Source organism: Rhizobium sp. AN6A, assembly GCF_900215635.1.
Classification (GTDB): domain Bacteria; phylum Pseudomonadota; class Alphaproteobacteria; order Rhizobiales; family Rhizobiaceae; genus Agrobacterium; species Agrobacterium tumefaciens.
Window position 1 is genome coordinate 1,647,163 of sequence record NZ_OCNC01000003.1, and the last position, 23,291, is coordinate 1,670,453.

Annotated in this window: 22 protein-coding genes; 17 read left to right on the forward strand and 5 right to left on the reverse strand. The window is 59.4% G+C overall.

Annotated elements, in window-relative coordinates; genetic code table 11:
* Nucleotides 1-229: 229 nt before the first annotated feature.
* The 9 genes from aztA (at nt 230) to CRO62_RS11460 (ending at nt 9,512) form a co-directional block, all read left to right on the forward strand.
* Complete coding sequence (aztA, locus tag CRO62_RS11420) at nt 230-1,045, forward strand: zinc ABC transporter ATP-binding protein AztA (RefSeq protein ID WP_097100225.1); 816 nt, start codon at nt 230-232, stop codon at nt 1,043-1,045.
* Nucleotides 1,038-1,904 (forward strand): zinc ABC transporter permease AztB, encoded by an 867-nt coding sequence (aztB, locus tag CRO62_RS11425; RefSeq protein WP_097100226.1) that lies wholly within the window; start codon nt 1,038-1,040, stop codon nt 1,902-1,904. The genes aztA and aztB overlap by 8 nt, the downstream gene beginning before the upstream one ends.
* Nucleotides 1,905-1,934: 30 nt before the next feature.
* A complete protein-coding gene (aztC, locus tag CRO62_RS11430) occupies nt 1,935-2,918 on the forward strand; it encodes a zinc ABC transporter substrate-binding protein AztC (protein ID WP_097100227.1) in 984 nt (327 codons plus the stop codon).
* 421 nt (nt 2,919-3,339) lie between these two features.
* The gene (locus CRO62_RS11435) at nt 3,340-4,032 is read left to right on the forward strand and encodes a FadR/GntR family transcriptional regulator (RefSeq protein WP_003499983.1); all 693 of its coding nucleotides are present in this window, start codon (nt 3,340-3,342) and stop codon (nt 4,030-4,032) included.
* Complete coding sequence (locus CRO62_RS11440; protein WP_025595912.1) at nt 4,029-5,201, forward strand: PLP-dependent transferase; 1,173 nt, start codon at nt 4,029-4,031, stop codon at nt 5,199-5,201. Before CRO62_RS11435 ends, CRO62_RS11440 begins: the two co-directional genes overlap by 4 nt.
* A gap of 37 nt (nt 5,202-5,238) precedes the next feature.
* A complete protein-coding gene (locus CRO62_RS11445) occupies nt 5,239-6,498 on the forward strand; it encodes an ABC transporter substrate-binding protein (RefSeq protein WP_097100228.1) in 1,260 nt (419 codons plus the stop codon).
* A gap of 154 nt (nt 6,499-6,652) precedes the next feature.
* Nucleotides 6,653-7,597, forward strand: coding sequence for a carbohydrate ABC transporter permease (locus tag CRO62_RS11450; protein WP_097100229.1), 945 nt, complete (start codon nt 6,653-6,655; stop codon nt 7,595-7,597).
* Nucleotides 7,598-7,600: 3 nt separating this feature from the next.
* On the forward strand, nt 7,601-8,431 hold the full coding sequence (locus CRO62_RS11455; protein ID WP_097100230.1) for a carbohydrate ABC transporter permease: 831 nt from the start codon (nt 7,601-7,603) through the stop codon (nt 8,429-8,431).
* A 4-nt stretch (nt 8,432-8,435) separates the two neighbouring features.
* Nucleotides 8,436-9,512 carry an ABC transporter ATP-binding protein gene (locus CRO62_RS11460; protein WP_097100231.1) on the forward strand — a complete coding sequence of 359 codons (1,077 nt, stop codon included), beginning with the start codon at nt 8,436-8,438 and terminating at the stop codon, nt 9,510-9,512.
* A 10-nt stretch (nt 9,513-9,522) separates the two neighbouring features.
* Here CRO62_RS11460 and CRO62_RS11465 read toward each other — a convergent pair whose 3' ends face one another.
* From CRO62_RS11465 to CRO62_RS11485, 5 genes are all read right to left on the reverse strand, one after another.
* Nucleotides 9,523-10,521 carry an ABC transporter ATP-binding protein gene (locus CRO62_RS11465; protein ID WP_013761442.1) on the reverse strand — a complete coding sequence of 333 codons (999 nt, stop codon included), beginning with the start codon at nt 10,519-10,521 and terminating at the stop codon, nt 9,523-9,525.
* 12 nt (nt 10,522-10,533) lie between these two features.
* A complete protein-coding gene (locus CRO62_RS11470; RefSeq protein ID WP_003510506.1) occupies nt 10,534-11,358 on the reverse strand; it encodes a carbohydrate ABC transporter permease in 825 nt (274 codons plus the stop codon).
* Between the two features lie 12 nt (nt 11,359-11,370).
* Complete coding sequence (locus CRO62_RS11475; RefSeq protein WP_013761441.1) at nt 11,371-12,243, reverse strand: carbohydrate ABC transporter permease; 873 nt, start codon at nt 12,241-12,243, stop codon at nt 11,371-11,373.
* A gap of 71 nt (nt 12,244-12,314) precedes the next feature.
* Nucleotides 12,315-13,592: a D-tagatose-bisphosphate aldolase, class II, non-catalytic subunit gene (locus CRO62_RS11480; RefSeq protein ID WP_097100232.1), complete on the reverse strand. Its 1,278-nt coding sequence runs from the start codon at nt 13,590-13,592 to the stop codon at nt 12,315-12,317.
* Nucleotides 13,589-14,578, reverse strand: coding sequence for a sugar kinase (locus tag CRO62_RS11485; RefSeq protein ID WP_097100478.1), 990 nt, complete (start codon nt 14,576-14,578; stop codon nt 13,589-13,591). The genes CRO62_RS11480 and CRO62_RS11485 overlap by 4 nt, the downstream gene beginning before the upstream one ends.
* 329 nt (nt 14,579-14,907) lie before the next feature.
* Here CRO62_RS11485 and CRO62_RS11490 point away from each other — a divergent pair, with 329 nt between their 5' ends.
* From CRO62_RS11490 to CRO62_RS11525, 8 genes are all read left to right on the forward strand, one after another.
* Entirely contained in the window at nt 14,908-16,221 is a 1,314-nt protein-coding gene (locus tag CRO62_RS11490; RefSeq protein WP_025595920.1) for an ABC transporter substrate-binding protein, read from the forward strand.
* 173 nt (nt 16,222-16,394) lie between these two features.
* Nucleotides 16,395-17,165 (forward strand): galactitol 2-dehydrogenase, encoded by a 771-nt coding sequence (locus CRO62_RS11495; RefSeq protein ID WP_097100233.1) that lies wholly within the window; start codon nt 16,395-16,397, stop codon nt 17,163-17,165.
* A gap of 16 nt (nt 17,166-17,181) precedes the next feature.
* Nucleotides 17,182-18,192: a D-altritol 5-dehydrogenase gene (locus CRO62_RS11500; RefSeq protein WP_097100479.1), complete on the forward strand. Its 1,011-nt coding sequence runs from the start codon at nt 17,182-17,184 to the stop codon at nt 18,190-18,192.
* A gap of 116 nt (nt 18,193-18,308) precedes the next feature.
* Nucleotides 18,309-19,322 (forward strand): LacI family DNA-binding transcriptional regulator, encoded by a 1,014-nt coding sequence (locus CRO62_RS11505; RefSeq protein WP_019566487.1) that lies wholly within the window; start codon nt 18,309-18,311, stop codon nt 19,320-19,322.
* Between the two features lie 262 nt (nt 19,323-19,584).
* On the forward strand, nt 19,585-20,943 hold the full coding sequence (locus tag CRO62_RS11510) for an NAD(P)H-dependent oxidoreductase (protein ID WP_097100234.1): 1,359 nt from the start codon (nt 19,585-19,587) through the stop codon (nt 20,941-20,943).
* Nucleotides 20,944-20,960: 17 nt separating this feature from the next.
* Nucleotides 20,961-21,263 carry a putative quinol monooxygenase gene (locus CRO62_RS11515; protein ID WP_097100480.1) on the forward strand — a complete coding sequence of 101 codons (303 nt, stop codon included), beginning with the start codon at nt 20,961-20,963 and terminating at the stop codon, nt 21,261-21,263.
* A 12-nt stretch (nt 21,264-21,275) separates the two neighbouring features.
* Nucleotides 21,276-22,178: an NAD(P)-dependent oxidoreductase gene (locus tag CRO62_RS11520; RefSeq protein WP_097100235.1), complete on the forward strand. Its 903-nt coding sequence runs from the start codon at nt 21,276-21,278 to the stop codon at nt 22,176-22,178.
* 21 nt (nt 22,179-22,199) lie between these two features.
* Nucleotides 22,200-23,195 (forward strand): DctP family TRAP transporter solute-binding subunit, encoded by a 996-nt coding sequence (locus tag CRO62_RS11525; RefSeq protein ID WP_060642674.1) that lies wholly within the window; start codon nt 22,200-22,202, stop codon nt 23,193-23,195.
* Nucleotides 23,196-23,291: the final 96 nt, after the last annotated feature.

Here is a 23,291-nt window from a genome sequence, read left to right on the forward strand (position 1 = left end):
GTGTCAACTGGCTTTAGAAAAATTGCTTGCCGGGGGCTCCTCTGGTTTGTCCCGGGAATTCGGAATCCGGCATGATCACAACCCCGAGGCGATCATGAGGTTGTCGTCCAATGTGAGATGGAACCTATCTTTCCGATAGTTAATGTTATTTCATTACGTATTCGTTTGACGAATGTAATAACATTACATATGAGGGGTCATCAAATGACATCATGCCCCGGAGGGATCGATGAACGATCCGTGCCTTGCCTTTAAAAATCTGACACTCGGATATGCCGGCCGCGCGGCGGTGCATCATCTGGATGGCGATATTGCCAAAGGGTCGCTCACGGCGGTGGTCGGTGCCAATGGGTCGGGAAAATCGACGCTGATGAAGGGCATAGCCGGCATTCTGCAGCCGCTTGGCGGTGAATGCCGGGTTACTCCGGGCGTTTCCGTCGCCTATCTGCCGCAGCAGTCTGAACTCGACCGTTCCTTTCCGGCACAGGTGCGCGATCTGGTCGCGCTTGGTCTCTGGCCCAAACGCGGCCTGCTCGCTCGCCATCGCCAGTCGGACCGGGCGGCCATGGCCCATGTGTTGGAAGCGGTCGGACTTTCCGGCTTTGAAAAACGCAATATCGATTCACTCTCCGGCGGCCAGATGCAGCGCGCCCTTTTTGCCCGCGCCATGTTGCAGGATGCGCAGCTGATTTTGCTCGATGAGCCCTTCAACGCTGTCGATGAGCGCACCGTCGCCGACCTCATGGTGCTGATCAAAGCATGGGTTGCCGAGGGGCGCACGGTTCTGGCCGTTCTTCATGACTACGAGTTGGTGCGTCAGCATTTTCCGCAAACTCTTCTGCTTGCCAGACGGTTGGTGGGCTTTGGCCCGACACGGGAGGTTCTGAGGCCCGAAATGATGCAGCAGGCACGACGGTTTCACGAGGCATGGGACGGCGACGCCCCCTGGTGCGAACCCGCTGCAGCGGCGGTGAACGCCGACCCGGCGGAAAAGCCGCAGGATTTCCACAAACACTCGCAGGCGCGTTCGCATATCCATGTCTGATTTCTTCATCGAGCCATTCATCCAGTATGTCTTCATGCAGCGTGCGCTTGCCGGTGCCTTGATCCTGGCTGTCAGTTGCGGGCCGGTCGGGGTGTTTCTGATGCTGCGCCGCATGAGCCTGACGGGCGATGCCATGTCGCACGCCATTTTGCCGGGCGCGGCGGTGGGCTTTCTCTTTTACGGGTTGGAGATTTTGCCGATGACCATCGGCGGGCTGGTCGTCGGTCTTCTGGTGGCACTGGGTGCCGGTGCCGTTTCGCGCTTCACCATCCAGAAGGAGGATGCCTCGCTTGCAGCCTTCTACCTCATTTCGCTGGCGCTCGGCGTGCTGCTCGTCTCCTGGCGCGGCTCCAGTGTCGATCTCATGCATGTGCTTTTTGGCACGGTGCTGGCACTGAACAATGAAGCGCTCGGCCTGATCGGCGGTATCTGCGTCATCACGCTGACGGTGATGATGGTTTTCTGGCGCGCGCTGCTGGCGGAATGCCTCGATCCCCTGTTTCTGCGCTCGGTCAGCAACTGGGGGAGCCCCGTGCACTTCCTCTTCCTCGCCATCGTCGTCCTCAATCTGGTCGGCGGGTTTCAGGCGCTCGGAACCCTGCTTTCGGTTGGCCTGATGATGCTGCCCGCTGCCGCCAGCCGCTTCTGGTCCAACCGCGTCGCGCCAATGTGCTTCATCTCGATCGGCATCGGCATGGTCTCGTGTTTTGCAGGCCTGCTTCTGTCCTATCACGCGTCGCTGCCATCAGGTCCGGCGATCATCCTTTCCGCAGGCGTCGTCTATGTCCTGTCCATCGTCGTCGGCACACGCGGTGTGCTTCGCGATCTTCTCGGTTCCGGTCGTCACAGAACGGCCTGAAAACAGCGTTTGAAAAAAGGAGAACCCTTCATGTTCCAAACCCTACGTCTTGCTACCTGCGTTAGCCTTCTCTCCCTTTCCCCGGTCCTGATGGCGCAGGCTTCTGCGGCTGAACTCAAGGTCGTGGCCAGCTTCTCGATCATTGCCGACTTCGCGAAGAATGTCGGCGGCAACCGCGTCGAAATCACCACGATCGTCGGACCGGACGGCGACGCGCATGTCTACGAGCCGCGCCCGGCCGATGCCGTTGCCGTCAGCAAGGCGGATGTTGTGCTGGTGAACGGCCTTGCATTCGAAGGCTTCCTGAAGCGGCTGATCGATACCAGCGGCACCAAGGCGCCGGTGGTGGAGCTGACCAAAGGCGTGAAACCCCTCAGGATTTCCGACGAGCCAGCCGGTCACGCACATCCGGAAGCCGAGGAAGAGGCGGGGCACGACCACAAGGCGGAGGAAGCGCATGACCATGAGGGACACAATCACGGTGAATTCGATCCGCATGCCTGGCAGTCAATCAAGAACGCGGAAATATACGTGAAGAACATCGCCGGCGCATTTTGCGAGGTCGACAAGGCCGGTTGCGCAACTTACACCGCCAATTCACAGGCCTATATCGCCAAGCTCGCGGATTTGAACGAGAAGGTGAAGACCGAGATCGCCGCCATTCCGCCGGAAAAACGCAACATCATCACCTCACATGATGCCTTCGGTTATTTCGAGCATGCCTATGGTCTCGAATTCCTGGCGCCGGAAGGCATTTCGACGGATTCCGAAGCGTCTGCCGCCGACGTCGCCAAGCTGGTGGATCAGATCAAGCACGACAAGGCCTCGGCGATCTTCGTTGAAAACATCACCGACAAGCGGTTGATGGACCAGATTGCCAAGGAAACCGGCCTGAAAGTCGGCGGAACGCTTTATTCCGATGCGCTCTCTACAGCCGACGGCCCGGCCGCAACCTATATCGATATGGTCAACCACAACATCGATACCATCAAGGCGGCCGTGCTTAGTCAGTAAGAAGACGAAAAGGGCGAGGGTGGCACCAGCCACCCTCAGACACCTGACTAACGTATCCCCACACTCGACGTCATCCTCGGGCCCGTTCCGAGGATCCAGTCACGTATCGTAAAATCAATAGCTGGCAGGTGCTCGGGACAGGCCCGAGCACGACGGAGGAGAAGTTTTTCCTTCTGTCCTAGGCCCCAAGGTCATTGAGCCGTCTCGCAAATTTTGCCCAGCCGGTAAGCCTTCCACAGCGTTACAAGTGCTCAAATCTCTAAATTCCTTCTATTTTCCCCGAATACGCGGTTCAACAGGGATGGTGATCTTCCCGTTGAGGCTACTTGCGTTCCCCGTTGACAATCGATCGACCGTTTGAAATGGTAAGATGTCAGACCAATTCAAAGGGTAAGTCTTGGACAGATCCAGCCGCGAACTGATGCAGCCTATTCCACCCAGCGACCGTGTGCGCCAGGTCGAGGCGGCACTTTCCGATTACGTCGAGAGGGCAGGACTGAAGGCTGGAGACCGGTTGCCGGCCGAGCGGGAGCTGATGGTGGCCCTGGGTGTCGGCCGTTCCACTATTCGCGAGGTCATCCGTAAGTTTCAGGCGCTGGGCGTTATCGACAGCCGCAAGGGCAGCGGCAATTATCTGCTTAAGCCGATTTCCGCCGCAACCGTGCATATGCCTATCTCCATTGATGCCGAAAGCCTGCGCGATGCGTTGTTGATGACGCTGGAAGTCCGGCGTGGCATCGAGGTTGAGGCCTCGATGGCTGCGGCGCGCCGGCGCACGGCTGAGGATATCGCCACGATGGAAGCGCGGCTCGATGAGATGGAACGGGTGCATCTGGCTGAGGGAACATCCGGCAAGGCCGACCTCGCTTTCCATCTTTCGATTTACGACGCCACTCACAACACGCTTTTCAAGCAGCTTCTGGAGCAGATGCGCGAAGGTTTCGAGCGCTTCTGGTCGAAGCCGTTCGACCGCCCGGATTTCGCCGGCCGCTCCTTTCCCTTTCACCGCACGCTATTCAACGCAATCGCCGCCGGCGATGCGGAGACCGCCCGTGAAGAAACACTGAAAATCCTCGCCGTCGTCGAGGAGGATATCAAGGACATGTCGAAATGAACCAAGGCAACGATCTCTTCGATCCCGCCTCCCTGATTGTAGCGCATGACGAGACCCACGCTTTCGAAGCTGTGGTCCCGCCGCTTGTGCAGACCTCACTTTTCACCTTCTCAAGCTATGATGAAATGGTTTCCACCTATCGCGGCGAGAAAGTGAGGCCGGTCTATACGCGCGGACTGAACCCGACCGTCAGGATGTTTGAGGAAATGCTGGCAAAGCTTGAGGGCGCGGAAGATGCGCTTGGCTTCGCCAGCGGCATGTCGGCTATTTCCTCCACCGTTCTCTCCTTCGTTTCGCCGGGCGACCGCATCGTCGCGGTGCGCCATGTCTATCCCGATGCGTTCCGCCTGTTTGGTACCTTCATGAAGCGCATGAATGTCGAGGTGGTCTATGTCGACGGCCGGGATGAGGCGGCGGTTGAAAAGGCTATGCCGGGCGCGAAGCTCTTCTACATGGAAAGCCCGACCAGTTGGGTGATGGAGGCCCATGATGTCGGTGCACTCGCCGCGATCGGCAAGCGCCATGGCGCCGTCACCGTCATCGATAATTCCTGGGCAAGCCCTGTCTTCCAGCAGCCGATCTCGCTCGGTGTCGATCTTGTCGTGCATTCGGCGTCGAAATATCTCGGCGGGCACAGCGATGTGGTCTCCGGCGTGGTTGCCGGTTCAAAGGCAATGATCGACCGCATTCGGGCAGAGACCTATCCCTATCTCGGTGGCAAGATGTCGCCCTTCGATGCGTGGTTGCTCATCCGCGGCTTGCGCACCCTGCCGCTGCGCATGAAGGCGCATCAGGCATCGGCGTTGGATATTGCCAGCCGCCTGCAGGCGCTCGATGTGGTGGAAAAGGTCTGCCATCCGGGATTGGCGAACCGCCTGCCGCCTGGCCTCAACGGTACGTCTGGCCTGTTTTCCTTCATTTTCAAGGAAGGGGTGGATGTGCGCGCTTTTGCCGACCGCCTCAAGCTTTTCAAACTGGGTGTTTCCTGGGGTGGGCATGAAAGCCTGATCGTCCCGGGTGAAGTGGTGCTTGAACAGAAGGCGCAGCCAAACTCCGCCCACACGTTCGGCATCAGCGCGCGTTCCGTGCGCCTGCATGTCGGACTGGAGGGCACGGAAGCGCTCTGGAACGATCTCGAACCCGCGATCAAGGCGGCCTCGGCCGTCTGACGCGTTTTAAAACTGACGACAAAAAGGGGAGAACGACATGAAAAAACTGGTAGCAGCAGCAATCTTTACCGCCCTGATGACCGGAACGGCGCTGGCGGATACGACCTTGAAACTGGTCGAGGTCATTACAAGTCCCGAACGGACGGAAACGCTGAAGGGCATCGTCTCGAAGTTCGAAACCGCCAATCCCGGCACCAAGGTGGAGATCATCTCGCTGCCCTGGAGCGAGGCCTTCCAGAAATTCGCCACGATGGTCTCCGCCGGCGATGTGCCTGATGTCATGGAAATGCCCGACACCTGGCTTTCGCTTTATGCCAATAACGGCATGCTCGAAAGTCTCGAGCCTTATCTCGCCAAGTGGGAGTACACCAAGGGTCTGAGCGAGCGCACTCTGGAACTCGGCCGTGATGTGAAGAACACGGCCTATATGCTTCCCTACGGCTTTTATCTCCGGGCCATGTTCTACAACAAGAAACTGCTGGAACAGGCTGGCGTGAAGGAGCTGCCGAAGACGCTCGACGAATTCGCCGATGCCTCCAAGAAGGTTGCAGCACTTCCCGGCAAATACGGTTATTGCCTGCGTGGCGGGCCGGGCGGACTTAACGGCTGGGTCATGTTCGGCGCGTCGATGGCGGGATCGAACGAGTTCTTCACCAAGGACGGCACATCCACCTTCGACAGCCCTGGCTGGGTGAAGGGCCTGACCTATGTGATCGATCTCTACAAGAACGGGTTGGCGCCGAAAGACAGTGTCAACTGGGGCTTCAACGAGATCGTCGCGGGCTTTTATTCCGGTACCTGCGCCTTCCTCGATCAGGATCCGGACGCCCTTATCGCCATTGCCCAGCGCATGAAGCCGGAAGATTTCGGCGTCATGACCATGCCGAAGGGGCCTGACGGCAAGACCTTCCCGACCATCGGTTTCGCCGGCTGGTCGATCATGTCGGCATCCGCCAACAAGGACCTCTCCTGGAAACTGGTCGAGACGCTGGAAGGGCCGGAAGGCAATATCGAGTGGAACAAGAAGACGGGTGCGCTGCCGGTGCACAAGTCGGCGGAGAAGGACCCCTTCTATGCCAGCGAGCAGTTCAAGGGCTGGTTCGACGAGTTGGCGGACAAGAACGCTGTGCCGACGAAGATGCCGACCTATCTTGAGGAATTCGCCTTCTTCAAGGATTCGCTGGTTATCAAGACATCGCAGGAAGCGCTTCTTGGCGATATCTCACCGGAAGACCTCGCCAAGCAATGGGCTGACTATATGACGAAGGCGCAGCAGAAGTTCCTCGCCTCCAAATAAACCACACGGTTGGCCGCGCGAGGTTTGAACCCGCGCGGCCGTTCTTGCGGGCTGTCCCAAACGGCAGGCCCCATTTCAAAACGTGCGGACCGGCTGGCCAGAAGCGTTAGAAAAACTTGTCCGCCTCCCGCCGTCCGATCAGGAGCGATCAATCATGTCCTATGCCCATGGCGCCGGACCCGTGGCCGCGCGCAACCGCGTCGGCAAGCCGGCAATGCAGCGTTTTGCCGACTGGGCCGAACCCTGGCTCTACAGTGCGCCGGTTCTCGTGCTCATCGTTGCCGTCATGCTGGTGCCGCTGGTGCTCGGCCTGTCCTATGCTTTTCGCGACGTGCAGCTGCTCAATCCTTTTTCCGGCGGTTTCGTTGGCTTGAAACATCTGGAGGCACTGTCGCAGGATGCGGCCTTTTACCGGGCGCTGAAAAATACGCTGTGGTGGACGGGGGCTTCGGTATTCCTGCAGTTTTTCTTCGGCCTCATTCTGGCGCTGCTGCTGGACAAGCCGTTCGCGGGCAGGGGGCTGGCCCAGGCGCTGGTGTTTCTTCCATGGGCCGTGCCAACCTTTCTTGCCGGTCTCAACTGGGCGTGGCTGTTCAATCCGGTCATAGGACCGCTGCCGCACTGGATGGTCTCGCTCGGGCTTCTCTCCGCGCCCAACAATATTCTTGCCGATCCGCAGCTTGCCATGTGGGGGCCGATCATCGCCAATGTCTGGTGGGGCATTCCTTTCTTCGCCATCACATTGCTTGCCGCACTTCAGGCGATCCCGCGTGATCTTTACGAGGCCGCTTCCATTGACGGGGCAAACCCGTTGCAGCGCTTCACCTCCATCACCCTCCCATTTCTCGCACCCACCATCGCCATCACCGTTTTGCTGCGCACCGTCTGGATCGCCAATTTTGCCGATCTCATCATCGTTATGACCAATGGCGGACCGGCAGACCGCACCCAGATCGTTGCGAGCTACATCTTCACGCAGGCCTTCCGGCGGCTTGATTTCGGTTATGCCTCGGCCATCGCGCTGGTACTTCTGGTGCTGCTTCTGGCCTATTCCATGCTCATCGTGCTCCTGCGCCAACGCCTTATCGAGAAGGACTGACCGATGACATCAAGGATATTCCTCACCCTTGCCCATCGCCTGGCGATCCTCGCCTATATCGTATTTGCGCTGTTTCCGCTGTTCTGGCTGCTCAAGGTCTCGGTCACGCCGAATGACCTCCTTTATAGCGAAGGCGTGCGAATGTGGCCGTCGCACGCGACGCTCGATCATTATCGATATGTCATAGAAAACAGTGCCTTCCCGACATTTTTTAAGAACAGCGTCATCGTTGCCGGCTCCACGGCACTTGCCGTTACGGTACTCTCGTCACTGTCAGGTTATGCGCTGTCGCGGTTCCGCTTCAAGGGCAAATACTGGATCGTGGCACTGATGCTGATTACCCAGATGTTTCCCCTGGTCATGCTGGTCGCGCCGATCTTCAAGATGCTGTCGCCGCTCGGCCTCACCAACAGCCTGACGGGTCTCGTCGTCGTCTACACCGCCTTCAACGTGCCGTTTGCCACTTTCCTCATGCAGTCATTCTTCGACGGTATTCCGAAGGATCTGGAAGAGGCGGCGATGATCGACGGGGCAAGCCGCTTCACGGCATTCCGCCAGATCATCCTGCCGCTGACATTGCCGGGCATCGCTGCGACGCTGGGCTTCGTCTTCACCGCAGCGTGGAGCGAGTTGCTGTTTGCGCTGATGCTGATTTCGGGCAACCAGAGCGCCACGTTCCCGGTCGGGCTGTTGACCTTCGTTTCAAAATTTTCCGTCGATTTCGGGCAGATGATGGCGGCGGGTGTTCTGGCGCTCATTCCGGCCTGTCTCTTCTTCCTGCTCATTCAACGTTATCTCGTGCAGGGCCTGACGGCCGGCGCGGTGAAAGGATAATCCCATGGCTTCCATCGAGCTGAAGAATGTCGGCAAGACCTATGGCGACCTCGCGGTCCTGCACGGGGTCGATCTCAAGATCGAGGACGGCGAATTCATCGTCCTCGTCGGCCCATCCGGCTGCGGAAAATCGACACTGCTGCGAATGATCGCCGGTCTGGAGGAGATTTCAGCGGGTGAATTGACCATCGACGGTGAGCGCGTCAACGACCGCAAGCCGAAGGACCGGGATATCGCCATGGTGTTCCAGTCCTATGCGCTTTATCCGCATATGAGCGTCGCCGACAATATGAGCTACAGCCTGCGCCTGCGCCGCAGCACCAAGGAGACAATCGCGGCGGCCGTGGCCGGTGCTTCGGCGAAACTCGGTCTCGATCCCTATCTGGCACGCCGTCCGAAGGCGCTTTCCGGCGGCCAGCGCCAGCGCGTCGCCATGGGCCGGGCCATCGTGCGCCAGCCTAAGGCCTTTCTGTTCGATGAGCCACTCTCCAACCTCGATGCACGGCTTCGCGAGCAGATGCGGGCCGAAATCAAGCGCATGCATGCTGATCTCGGCGCTACCTCGGTTTATGTCACCCATGACCAGATCGAGGCGATGACGCTTGCATCCCGTATCGTCGCGATGAATGCCGGCCATGTGCAGCAGATCGGCGCACCGCTCGATCTCTACGATCGCCCAGCCAATCTGTTCGTCGCTGGTTTTATCGGTTCGCCTGGCATGAATTTTCTGGAAGGACGGCTCGGGCGGGAAAATGGCGGTAGTTTCGTCGTGCTCGGCGATGGCACACGCCTCGAACTCGGCCGCGACGTGAAGCTTGCCGATGGTGAGCGGGTCACACTCGGTATCCGGCCGGAACATGTCACCGTCTCGCCTGCGGATGGTGCTGTCGAGGCGACCGTCGATCTCGTCGAGCCGACGGGTCTCGGCATCATCCTGCACCTGACCGTGCATGGATTGCCCTTCAAGCTGTTTTCGTCTGATCGGGCGCTGTTGCAGCCGGGCAAGTCCATGCGGGTCGGTTTCCCGCAGGAACGGCTTCATGTTTTTGACCGAAACGGTGTCAGGATCGACGAGGCCTGAACTTAAGGCGTCATATCGCGATGCCCTTGTCATCGAACCTGTGGATTTTGGCATCATCTGGTGTGATGAAGACGGTATCGCCGTGTTTGCATTCGAATTCACCGTCGGTTCTGGCGGTGATGGGGCCGATGCCGGGGACGTCGAGGTGGAGGAAGGTGTCGGAGCCGAGATGCTCGGCGACCGTGACCTTGCCCTGCCACAGGCCGGTTTCTTTCGACAGCGTCAGGTGCTCGGGCCGCACGCCGGCGGTGGTCGCACCCTTTTGCCGGGCGTAATCGCCGGTCACCAGGTTCATGCGCGGCGAGCCGATGAAGCCGGCGACGAAGAGGTTGGCGGGCGAGCGGTAAAGCTCCATCGGCGAGCCGACCTGCTCGATATTGCCGCGGTTGAGGACGACAATCTTGTCGGCCATGGTCATGGCTTCCACCTGGTCGTGGGTGACGTAGATCATCGTCGTCTTCAGCGTGTTGTGCAGCTCGGAGATTTCCAGCCGCATGGTGCCGCGCAGCGCCGCATCGAGGTTGGAGAGCGGCTCGTCGAACAGGAACGCCTTCGGTTCGCGCACGATGGCGCGGCCGATGGCGACGCGCTGGCGCTGGCCGCCGGACAGTTGCGAGGGCCGGCGTTCGAGATAATCGGTAAGGTTGAGGATGCGGGCGGCATCGTCGACCTTCTTGTCGATGACGGCCTTGTCGAGCTTGGCCATCTTCAGCGGGAAGGCGATGTTGTTGCGCACACTCATATGCGGATAAAGCGCATAGGACTGGAACACCATGGCAAGGCCGCGCTCGGCCGGGGCCTTTTCGGTGGCGTCGTTGCCGTCGATGACTATTCTGCCGCCGGAGACGTCTTCCAGCCCGGCAATCAGGCGCAGCAGCGTTGACTTGCCGCAGCCGGACGGGCCGACGAAGACGACGAACTCGCCGTCATGGATATCGAGATCGATCGACGGGATGACTTTTGCCTCGCCGAAGAGCTTGGACACGTTCTGAAGGGAAATGCTGCCCATTATTGTCGTTCCTTATTTCACGGCGCCAAAGGTGAGGCCACGCACGAGTTGTTTCTGCGAGAACCAGCCGATGACGAGAATGGGGGCGATCGCCATCATCGAGGCGGCCGAGAGCTTGGCCCAGAACAGCCCCTGCGGTGAGGAGAAGGAGGCGATGAAGGCCGTCAGCGGTGCCGCATTGGTGGTCGTCAGCCGGATGGTCCAGAAGGATTCGTTCCAGGCGAGAATGACGTTCAGGAGCAGCGTCGAGGCAATGCCCGGAACCGCCATTGGGGTCAGTACATGCACGATCTCGTTCCAGAGCGAGGCACCATCCATGCGGGCGGCCTCGAGGATCTCGCCGGGGATTTCGCGGAAGTAGGTATAAAGCATCCACACCACGATCGGCAGGTTGATGAAGGTGAGCATGACGGTCAGCCCAATGCGGGTATCGAGCAGGCCGGCATTGCGGAAGATCAGGTAGATCGGCACCAGCACCGCCACCCCCGGCATCATCTTGGTGGAGAGCATCCACATCAAAATGTCCTTGGTGCGTTTGGTCGGCGAGAACGCCATGGCCCAGGCTGCGGGAATGGCGATCATGAGCGCGATGATCGTCGAGCCGAGCGACAGCACGACCGAGTTCATGAACGGCTTGAAGTAATCGCGCTGGGTCTGCACGGTGATGTAGTTTTCGAGCGTGCCCGAGGGAATGAGGCTGAAGCCTGCGATCGCCTCCGGCTCGGTCTTGATCGAGGTGAGGAAGGCGTAAAGGATCGGGAAGAACAGCAAAAGCGCCACGGCCCATGCCGCGATGGTGAAGCCGATCTTTGCGCGTGTCGTTGTCTTGCGGGCCATGATCGCTTCTCCTTAACGGTCGAGGTTCTTGCCGACGGCGCGCATCAGGAAGATGGCGACGATATTGGCGAGCACGACGGCGATGATGCCACCGGCCGATGCGCCGCCGACGTCGTAGCCCAGAAGCGCCGTGCGATAGATGAGGAAGGCAAGGTTGGTCGAGGCGTAACCCGGGCCGCCATTGGTGGTGACGAGGATTTCCGCGTAAACGCCGAGCAGGAAGATCGTCTGGATGAGGATGACGACGGTGATGGCGCGGGCAAGATGCGGCAGCGTCAGGTAGATGAAGCGGTTGATGAAGTTGGCGCCATCCATCTCGGCCGCTTCCTTCTGCTCGCCATCGAGCGACTGGAGGGCGGTGAGCAGGATCAGCGTTGCAAAGGGCAGCCATTGCCAGGCGACGATGATGATGATGGAGAGCAGCGGAAACTGCGCGAACCAGTCGACCGGCTGCAGGCCGAAGAAGCGCGACAGATCGGCAAGCACGCCGTAACCGGGATGCATGATCATGTTCTTCCACACCAGCGCCGCGACAGGCGGCATGACGAAGAAGGGCGAGATGATCATGATGCGCACGATGCCCTGACCGAAGATGTCCTGGTCAAGCAGAAGCGCAATCGCAATACCGCCGATGACGGTGATCAAAAGCACGCCGCCGACGATGGCAAGTGTGTTGAAGATCGACTGGAAGAAGGCCGGATCGGTATAGAAATACTGGTAATTGAACAGGCCTGCAAAGCTGACATTGGCAGGGTTGAGCAGATTGTAGTTCTGGAATGAGAACCACAGCGTCATCGCCAGGGGCACGATCATCCACACCAGCAAAAGCAGCACCGAAGGCGCAAGCATAACCCGCGCCAGACCGCTCGTGTTTCGTGTTGCCATTGGTAGTCCCCTCCATGACCGATACCCGCAACGTCTCCGCCGGGGCATCCGAATTTAACTTGACGATTGTCTTAGCAGCGACCTTCGCCCGTCGCCGCATGGTAGGTTGCTAGCACCTGATCCACCGCGGCGATCAGAACCTCCTCCATATCCTTGCCTGCAACCGTGGCGAGCGGCAGCTCGCCGAGGTATTGGCGCAGCAGGGTTTCGGGAATTGTCTTCCCGTCAAGCGCCTTATGCAAGGCGGAAACGGCTGCGAGTGCCTCGGGCCTTGTCCAGTAATAGCGAATGCGGTCGCTGTAGCTGTAGTGACGCTGCAATCTGAGCGTGATGTCATCACCATGGTAATGACCCTGCCAGTCGCCGGGCGCGCCGAGCATCAGCTGTTCCATGGTCCGCGCCAGCGGCCGGTCGCCATAGTCGCCGACCATCTCGGATGCGATCATATCGAGAGCGTAGAGTGCTTCGCGGTAAGCGAAGGTCAGCCCCGGACCTACTTTCAGGATCGGATATCCATCGCGCACCAGGGCGGCAAGCGCTGCTCTCGTTTGATAATCCGTCGAGTGTGCCTCGAAGACCAGTTGCGGTTCGCCGTCCAGCACGGCGCTGAGCGCCGTGGCCGCATCCGGATTGTAAGCGACGACATTGTCGCTGCCGAATTCCACTCCGGGCTGCACGACAAAGGCGATGACCCGTTCGAACGCATCGGAAAGACCGTGCTGCGCGAATATCTCACGGTGCAGGTCAATGGTCGTGCGCGCCGCCTGCGGCTCGGTGGGCGCCACCATGTCGAGCACGTGATCGGCGCCGCCCGGCACCGGCACTTCGGTGCCGAGAATGTAAAGCGGTTTTGGCAGCCCCGCCTCGGCGGCTGCCTTTTCGGCGACAGCCGCGAGTTTTGCCGCGCGATTGGCAATGGTCACGTCATCCAGTGCGGCCGGCTCACCGGCGCAGCCCATCGACGCATCCAGATGAATCTTGCGAAAACCGGCTGTGACATAGGCTTCGACCATGGTGGCTGCTTTTGTCAGCGCGTCCTCGGCTTCCTCCCTGCGCCAGGGATTGGGGCCGAGATGATCGCCGCCGAAAATCAGGAGCTCGCCGGGCAGTCCTTCTTCCTGCGCAATGCTGTTGACGAAGGTAACGAAGTCGCGCGGCGTCATGCCGGTATAACCGCCGAGATGATTGACCTGGTTGCAGGTGGCCTCGATCAGCACGGCTGTTTGACCGGCAGCGGCGCGGCGGATTGCGGCGCGCAGGACAACGGGGTGGGCAGAGCAGACCGAAGTGATGCCTGCCGGCTTGCCGGCACGGCGCGCGGCGGCGAGATTTTCCAGAATTGCGGTCATAGGACTTCCTCCGACAATAGCGCGGTCATGAAGGCGTCAAGTTCGGCAAGGCTGGCAGCGCCCTCCATGGGGCCGCGCTTTATGACGTTGTGCGCGCCTGATGCATTGGCATAGGCGAGCGCTCTTTCGGGATGCATGCCGAGGCGGCGGCAGGTGAGGTAAGTTGCGCCGAAACAGTCGCCGGCGCCGGTCGGATCGATTTCCGAGACCGTCAGTCCGGGGGCGTCGATGCGGCCATAGGCGCGGCTGAAGTGGCTGGCGCCTTGCGCGCCGCGCTTAAGCACGATCTCGCCGATACCTGAGGCGAGGAGCTTTTCTATCGCTGCGTCCTCGTCATCCAGACCGGAGGCAGCTTGAAGTTCTTCGCCGGAAGGCAGCAGAAGGTCGGTTACACCAAGGAGATCGTCGATCAGCTTGCGGCCCTCGTTACCCTGCACCAGTTCCTTGCGGATGTTCGGATCGAAAGACACCGAGCCGCCGCGCGCCTTGACGCTTTTGATCGCCTCCAGAATGATCTCGCCGATACCGGCAATCGCAAACGCCGATCCCATGACGTGCACATGGCCCGCCTGTTCGATGAGAGCCTGCGCCTTATCAGTCATGTGCGTTTCGCGCGCTGCGGAATGGGCGATGTTGAAAACGAAATCCCGTGCACCGTTTTCCCTGTAGCGGACAAAAGCGCTGCCGGTCGGCCGGTCCGCAATGGTGGCGATGGCCGATATGTCCACGCCGTCACGGCGTAGCCGCTCGATGTTGAGGCGGCCGAAATCGTCATCGCCCACAGCCGCGATAATGCCGGCGCTGCCGCCGCAACGCGCGACCTGGTCGATGAAGATGGCGGGCGCGCCGCTTGGAAAGGGGCCGATCAGCGTTTGCGGCTCGAGAAAGCCGTCGCCCACTGTCGTCGCCATGATTTCCACGAGGATTTCACCCGCCGTAATGGTCGGGCCTTTCGCGTGCGGCGCCAGTGCGGATACCTGCCTCATCGTCTCCTCCATATGTATTCGGCTCCCACCTTTCCGGTGGGTGAAAATCCCCGGCGTCCCGGCTCTGTTATTTTCCGGATATCAGTTAAAATTTACGCGCGTCAAGATATTTTTTGATGAAATTTTTGTTGCGATGCAGCAAGTATAGCGGGTCATGCAATTATTTTTGATGACGTTATCGGCTTTAAAACAGCGAGTTATAGCAATATATCCAAGATTGCTCACGTCACCGTTTGTTTTTGGATGTTGACAAATGGCGCGATTTTGCGAGATAAAAATTTACGCATGTATTGTTGTGCGTGGACATCCGTAAAGGAGGAGCGGGTCTCATGAGCAAATTCATTGGAATTCTGTCGTCGTCTGTGGTTGGAGCGGGCCTTTTGGCCGGACTTGCGCAGGCGGAAGAAATCAACATCGCCACTGTCAACAATGGCGACATGATCATCATGCAGAAGCTTTCCAGCGCCTGGGAGAAGGAAACAGGAAACAAGATCAACTGGATCGTGCTGGAAGAGAATGTTCTGCGCGAACGCGTCACCACTGATATCGCCACCAATGGCGGCCAGTTCGACATCATGACCATCGGCGGTTACGAAGCGCCGATCTGGGGCAAGCAGGGTTGGCTGGCCCCGGTCGATGATCTCGGCGACGATTACGATTACGCCGATCTGCTCGATCCGATCAAAAAGGGCCTGACGGTGGACGGCAAGCTTTACGCGGTGCCGTTTTATACCGAAAGCTCGTTCACCCTTTACCGCAAGGACCTGTTCGACGCGGCCGGCCTGAAAATGCCTGATAATCCGAGCTACGACCAGATCAAGGACTTTGCGGCCAAGCTGACGGACAAGTCGAAACAGCAATATGGCATTTGCCTGCGCGGCAAGCCGGGCTGGGGCGAGAACATGGCTTTCCTCGGTACCATGATCAATACCTATGGTGGACGCTGGTTCGACATGGACTGGAAGCCGCAGCTGACGAGCGAGCCGTGGAAAAAGGCGATCTCGGATTATGTTGCGCTGATGACCTCCTACGGCCCGCCCGGTGCGGCCACCAACGGATTTAACGAGAACCAGACGCTGTTCGCATCCGGCCATTGCGCCATGTGGATCGACGCCACCTCGGCTGCGGGACGTATCTACGATCCCAAACAGAGCCAGGTTGCCGACAAGACCGCTTTCACGCGTGCTCCGGTAGAGGCAACGCCGAACGGATCGAGCTGGTCGTGGTCATGGAACCTTGCAATTCCGAACACCACGAAGAAGCTCGAAACCGCCAAGTCATTCGTTAAATGGGCGACCTCGAAGAACTATGTTAAGACGGTCGGCGAAAGCGAAGGCTGGGTCGCCGTGCCGCCCGGTACGCGCAAATCCACCTATGAGCTGCCGGAATACAAGAAGGCCGCACCCTTTGCGGATACGGTGCTGAAAGCCATCATGTCCGCCGATCCGTCGAAGCCGACAAAGGATCCGGTCCCCTATACCGGCGTGCAGTTCGTCGCCATACCGGAATTCCAGTCGATCGGCACGGTTGTCGGCCAGCAGATTGCGGCAGCACTTTCCGGCCAGCACACCGTCGATACGGCGCTCGAGGGCGCCCAGAAACAGGTCGAGCGTGACATGACCCGCGCGGGCTACATCAAGTAGCCGCGTCCTCCCGGCGTGCCGCCCGTTCGCCTCTTGGTGGCGGGCGGCATGGGTGGGGCTGTCACATCCATCTCCTGATTCCTGTGACAAGCACAGCAATGAGGGGAGGGAGGAAAACATCTAACAACAAACGGGCATGGCCAATTTACTCGTCATGCATCACGGAGATCGACATGAGATTGAAGAACAAGGTCGCGCTGATTACCGGCGCCGCCCGCGGCATCGGCCTTGGTTTTGCACGGGCTTTCGCCGATGAGGGTGCAAAGGTCATCATCGCCGATATCGATATTGCCAGGGCAACCGCTTCTGCAGCCGCTATCGGCCCATCCGCCAAGGCCATCCGGCTGGACGTGACTGACCTTGGTCAGATCGATGCGGTTGTAAAGGCGGTCGATGAGGAATTCGGCGGCATCGATATTCTCGTCAACAATGCCGCGATCTTCGATATGGCGCCGATCAACGGCATTACCGAAGAGAGCTATGAGCGGGTTTTCGACATCAATCTCAAGGGGCCGCTTTTCATGATGAAGGCCGTCTCCAATGTCATGATCGCGCGTGCGCGCGGCGGCAAGATCATCAATATGGCGAGCCAGGCCGGTCGGCGGGGCGAGGCGCTCGTCACGCTTTATTGCGCTTCCAAAGCGGCGATCATTTCCGCCACGCAGTCGGCGGCGCTGGCGCTCGTCAAACACGGCATCAACGTCAATGCGATTGCGCCTGGTGTCGTGGATGGCGAGCATTGGGAAGTGGTCGATGCGCATTTCGCTAAATGGGAAGGCTTGAAGCCGGGTGAGAAGAAGGCGGCGGTAGCCAAATCCGTGCCGATCGGCCGTTTCGCCACGCCGGATGACATCAAGGGCCTTGCAGTTTTCCTCGCCTCTTCCGACAGCGACTATATTCTCGCCCAGACATATAATGTCGACGGCGGCAACTGGATGAGCTGAAAAGCCGGAGATGACCATGCATGCGATTCAATTCGTCGAGAAGGGACGTGCCGTGCTTACTGACGTGCCCGTCGCCGATCTGCCGCCGGGGCATGCCCTTGTCCGGGTAAAGGCTTCGGGGCTGTGCCATACCGATATCGACGTGCTGCATGCGCGTTACGGTGACGGTGCCTTTCCCGTCATTCCCGGCCATGAATATGCCGGCGAAGTTGCGGCGGTGGCGGCAGATGTCACGGGCATCAAGGTCGGCGACAGGGTTGTCGTCGATCCCAATCTGCCCTGCGGCACCTGCCCCAGTTGCAGGAAAGGGCTTACCAATCTTTGCAGCACGCTGAAGGCCTATGGCGTTTCCCACAATGGCGGTTTTGCGGAATTCAGCGTGGTGCGCGCCGACCAACTGCATGGCATAGATTCGATGCCCTATCACGTGGCAGCACTTGCCGAACCGCTCGCCTGCGTCGTCAACGGCATGCAGAGCGCGGGCATTGGCGAGAGTGGGTCGGTGCCGGGCAATGCGCTTGTTTTTGGCGCCGGCCCCATCGGCCTGCTGCTCGCCTTGTCGCTGAAATCACGCGGCATCGCGACGGTGACGATTGCGGACATCAACGAAAGCAGGCTGGACTTCGCTGAAAGTCTTGGACTTCAGCCGGCGGTTTCCGGGTCTGAGGCGCTGCTGCGGCAACAGAAGTCGTTCGATTTCGTGGCGGATGCGACCGGCATCGCAGCTGTTGCGGAAGCAATGATCCCGCTGATCGCGGATGGCGGCACGGCGCTGTTTTTCGGTGTCTGCGCGCCGGATGCCCGTATCTCGGTTGCGCCTTTCGAAATCTTCCGGCGGCAGCTGAAGCTTGTCGGCTCACATTCGCTGAACCGCAACATACCGCAGGCGCTTGCCATTCTGGAAACGGATGGCGATGTTGTGGCGCGGCTGGTGTCGCACCGGCTGCCGCTTTCGGATATGCTGCCGTTCTTTATGAAAAAGCCGTCCGATCCGGCGACGATGAAAGTGCAATTTGCAGCCGAATGATCGTTTGGCCGTTGATAACCGTATTCGACCGGCTTTTCGTGCGAAGGCCGGTCGATATAGAGTACCACATGTAATATTTCATGGGGGCAAGCACTTTGGCCAAATCTATCAGGACGATGGAAGAGTTCTCGGAATTCGTCGGCCTTTCCCGCCCGACTGTTTCGAAATACTTCAATGATCCGGCCTCGGTCCGCAAGAAGACGCGGGATGCCATCGAGGATGCGCTGAAGAAATCGGGCTTCCGACCGAATATCTTCGCCGTCAACCTCAACCGCCGCCGCTCCAATATCATCGGCATCATCATTCCCAACTCGACCGACCCGTTCTACATGGCGCTGACGAGCCGTATCGAACTCATCGCCAACGAGGCGGGGTTCCTTGCCTTCGTGCTGTCGTCCGACGGCAAGGCGGAAATCGAGGATCGGGCTATCCGCACCTTCAAGTCGATGAATGTCGCGGGCGCCATCATCGCTCCGCTCGGCGTCAAATCCCATCGCGCCACGCTAGAGCAGCTGGCGGCCAGCATACCGATAGTTTATGTCGATTCGCCACTCGACGAGACCTCGGCCTTTGTCGGCACCGACAACCGCCAGAGCGTCGGGCTGATGGTGGATTATCTCTGCCGTTCGGGCGAGCCGCCCTGTTTCTTCGACATGCCGCAGGTCAATACCAACGCCGCAACGCGCCGCACGGCCTATGAGGAGGCGATGCAGCGTCTTGGTTTCGAGCCGCATGTCATCGGTGTTCCCGGCACCGTCACTTGGGATTTCGAGCGTTTCGCCTTTGATGAAGCGACCCGGTTGCTGGATGGGGCAGGGCATTTGCCCTCGCGCACTATTTTATGCGCCAATGACCGTATCGCCTTCGGCGTCATCGCCGCCGCTTTCCAGAAGGGCATCAGGGTCGGCCATGGCACGGATTACGATCTCAGGGTCGCCGGCCATGACGATCATCCGCTTTCGCGTTATGCCTGCCCGCCGATTACCACGGTTGCGCAGAATTATAACGAAATCGGCAGGCTATCGATCGAACTTCTGCTGCAGAAGCTGAATGAGGAGGCGGATGACACGACACGGATGCGCGAGCGCATTCTCCTCAGTGCCGATCTGATGCTGCGCAAATCGGCCTGATAGTTTGTTAGAAAAATTAAAAGAAAAATCTGTTTTTCTAAATAGAACTAATATTTGAACGCTCCTACTCTGTTCCCAGGGTTGCTTTGGGAGGCGACCGCGGGAGCCGGCGCAAGTGTGTGCCGGGATCCGGGAGGAACGCAGAAAAGTCATGTCTTCGGTGCCGCGAGGGTCAACCCTTCGCAGCCTCGGTATCGCATGGCCTTCGCCGGGCTGACTGGGCACTCTCGCCAGCAATTTCCCCAGCGAAGGATGTCAAAACATGAATCTCTATTCTCTTCTGTCGCAGCGCGCAGCCGGTGGCAAGCCCGTCAGGGTCGGTCTCATCGGTGCCGGCAAGTTCGGTTCCATGGTTCTGGCGCAGGCGCAGCGCATCGCCGGTTTCCACATGGTCGCCGTCGCCGATCTCAATGTCGGCAAGGCGCGGGAATCGTTTGAACGCGTCGGCTGGCCGAAGGAGCGTTATGACGCGACGAGCTGCGCCGATGCGCTGAAGAGCGGCAAGACCTATGTGACCGACGATGTGAACGAACTGTTCGCCTGTGGCGAGATTGAATGCGTGATCGAGGCGACCGGCCATCCGCTGGCTGGCGCGCGCCATGCGCTCGGAGCCATCGACCACAACAAACATGTCGTCATGGTCAATGTGGAAGCCGATGTGATGGTCGGGCCGATCCTGGCCGAAAAGGCGAGGGCCAAGGGTCTTATCTACTCCATGGCTTACGGTGACCAGCCGGCCCTGATCTGCGAATTGGTCGATTGGGCACGCGCCACCGGCTTCGAGGTCGTTTCCGCCGGCAAGGGCATGAATTTCGAGCCGCGTTACCGGTATTCGACGCCTGATACGGTCTGGAGCTACTTTGGCTGGACTGACGAGGAAGTGGCCAAGGGCGACTTCAATCCGAAAATGTACAATTCATTTACCGACGGCACCAAGGCGGCCATCGAGATGGCGGCGGTCGCAAACGGCACGGGGCTGGATTGCCCGGATGACGGTCTGGCCTTCCCGCCCGCCGGCCTGCACGATCTGGCCCGCGTCTTCCGCCCTGCTGCGGATGGTGGCCGCATGTCGCGCTCCGGTCTCGTGGATATTGCCGCAAGCCAGGAGCCGGATGGTCGCGAGGTGTTTAATAACATCCGTTACGGCGTTTTCGTCACCTTCAAGGCGCATAATGAATATGCCCGCGCCTGCTTCAAGCAATATGGACTGCTGACCGATCCTTCGGGCTGGTACGCCTCCATGTGGCGTCCGTTTCACATCATCGGTCTCGAAACTTCGATCAGCGTGCTTTCGGCCGTACTGCGCAATGAGGCCACCGGTTGCTCGAAGGAGTTCCGCGGCGATGCGGTTGCGACGGCCAAGAAGGACATGCAGCCCGGCGAAATGCTTGATGGCGAGGGCGGTTACGCGGTTTGGGCCAATGCCATCCCGGCCACCCGCAGCCTGGACATCAAGGCGCTGCCGATCGGCCTTGCCCATAATGTCAAGCTGAAGCGCGCCATCAGGAAGGACCAGATCGTCAGCTTCGACGATGTGGAACTGGTGAGCGACCTGGATGTGGTGAAGCTTCGCCAGGACATGGAAAACCAGTTCCGTCCGCAAAAAGATGCTGCGGCGTGATGGACGGAGAACGGGACATGCCGAATGGAGCTTTCGTGGTAATCGCGGAATTCCGGGTCAAGCCTGACGCGATGGATGCCTTTCTGAACGCAGCGCAAGATGATGCCATCCATTCGGTTCAGGATGAACCGGGTTGCCGGCAATTCGATGTGGTGCGGCCGGAATCCGGAAACAACGTGGTGTTCTACGAGGTCTATGACAGCCGCGAAGCTTTCGACGACCATCTGAAAACACCCCATCTCGACCGGTTTCGCGAGGCGTTTCCCGCCCTCATCGAAGAAGAGTTGCCGGTGCGTTTCCTCAACCGGCAATGGCTTTGAAGGATGGAGAAAATGCAGGACATCCGCGACATTGCCGTCATCGGAACGGGCATCATGGGCGCACCCATGGCGGCGCGTCTGGCTGAGGCCGGTTTCCCGGTCAGGGCCTGGAACCGCAGCGCTGAAAAAGCCTCCATTCTGGTGGAAAAAGGCGTTGAGCCGGTGGCGACAGCTGGCGCGGCGGTGGCGCAGGCGGATGTCGTGCTTTGCATGCTGAGTTCAGGCCCGGTCTGCGACGAGGTTTTGCACGGGGCGTCGGGTGTCATTTCAGCGATGAAACCTGGCGCGGTCCTTCTTGTAATGAGTTCCATTCCCGTCGACAGCGCACGGCAACAGGCGGAGGCGGCAAAGGCTCATGGCGTCGCTTATGTCGACGCACCGGTTTCCGGCGGTGAAAAAGGGGCGATCGAAGGAACGCTTGCGATCATGGCCGGTGGTGAACAGCGGGACGTGGATGCGCTGCGGCCACTATTCGATTGCCTTGGCCGCGTCACCCATGTCGGTCCGGTGGGTTGCGGCTCGTTGGCCAAGCTCGCCAACCAGCTGATCGTGGCTTCAACGATCTGCGCCGTCGCGGAGGCCCTCACCCTTGTCGAAGAGGGCGGAGCCGACCCGGCGAAGGTGCGGCAGGCTTTGCTTGGTGGCTTTGCCGATTCCACCGTCTTCCGCCAGCACGGAAAACGCATGGTTGAGGGCGATTTTCGCCCCGGCGGACCAGCGAAATATCAGCTGAAGGATACGTCCACGGCACTGGCCTTTGCCCGGGGGCGGGGCCTGAAATTACCGGTCAGCGAGGAGGTTGACCGGCTGTTCCGTTCCATGGTCGAGCATGGCGCGGGCGAACTTGATCACAGCGGTGTGATCCTTGAAATTAAGCGCATGAATGCGTTCGGAGGAACGCTCGAAACTGTTTAGACACAACAAAGGGAGGAACACATGAAAATTTCAAAACTTTACGGGCTGGCTCTTGCCGCCACCATGCTTGTTGCATCGATCGCGCAGGCGGAAACGCTCACGCTTTCGACGCCGGATTCCGATACGTCGGAAATCACGCTCGCGGCCAACAAGTTCGCCGAGATTGTTTCGAAGAAGACCGACGGCAAGCTCAAGATCAAGGTGTTTCCGAACGGCACGCTTTATGGCGGCGATCCTTCGGCGGGCGTCAAGCAGCTGGCCGGCGGTTCGCTCGACATGCTCTTGAACTCGACATCGCTTTACGCGACGTTCAATCCGAAATTCACGGCCATCGCCATTCCCTATCAGTTCCGCGATATCGACCAGTTGCGCGTCTATCTCGACAGCGATCTTGGCAAGGAGCTTTCCGGCGATCTGAGCAAGATCGGCATTCTTGGGCTCGATCTCTGGTCTCGGCCGCTGCGCCAGATCACCAACTCCAAGGCGCCGATCAAATCGCCTGCCGATCTCAAGGGCATGAAGCTGCGTGTGCCGAACAATCCGCTCTGGGTCGAATTCTTCGGCGCCATGGGTGCTGCCCCGACGCCGATGGCCTTTGCGGAAGTCTATAACGCGCTCCAGCTGAAAGTCGTCGACGGGCAGGAAAATCCGGTCAACGTGCCGGTCAGCGCCAAGCTTTATGAAGTGCAGAAATACCTGACGATCAGCAACCACATCGCTGACGCCTGGGTGCTGGGCATGAACCCGGCCCGTTTCGAAGGCCTCGACGAGGGCTTCAAGACAGCGTTGAGGGACGCGGCCACGGAAACCGAGCTGTGGAAAGCCGAGAACGATGCTGCCGATATCGACAAGTCGCTCGCAACGCTGAAGAAGAACGGCATGGAGGTCAACACGCTGACCGATGACGAGCGCAAGGCTTTCGTGGCTGTCGCGACTGGTCTTTCGGCAAAGTTCTCCGCCCTCGTGAAAGATCAGGCGTTTTTCGACAAGACGCAGGCTTTCCTCAAGACGAACTGACGCCGCCAGTGAAAGGAGGGCCGGGGTTGCACCGATTAGCAACCCGGCCGCTCCCAGCGTCAGCAAGGGTTGCCTTGCCGCAACGGCAGGGTGGCA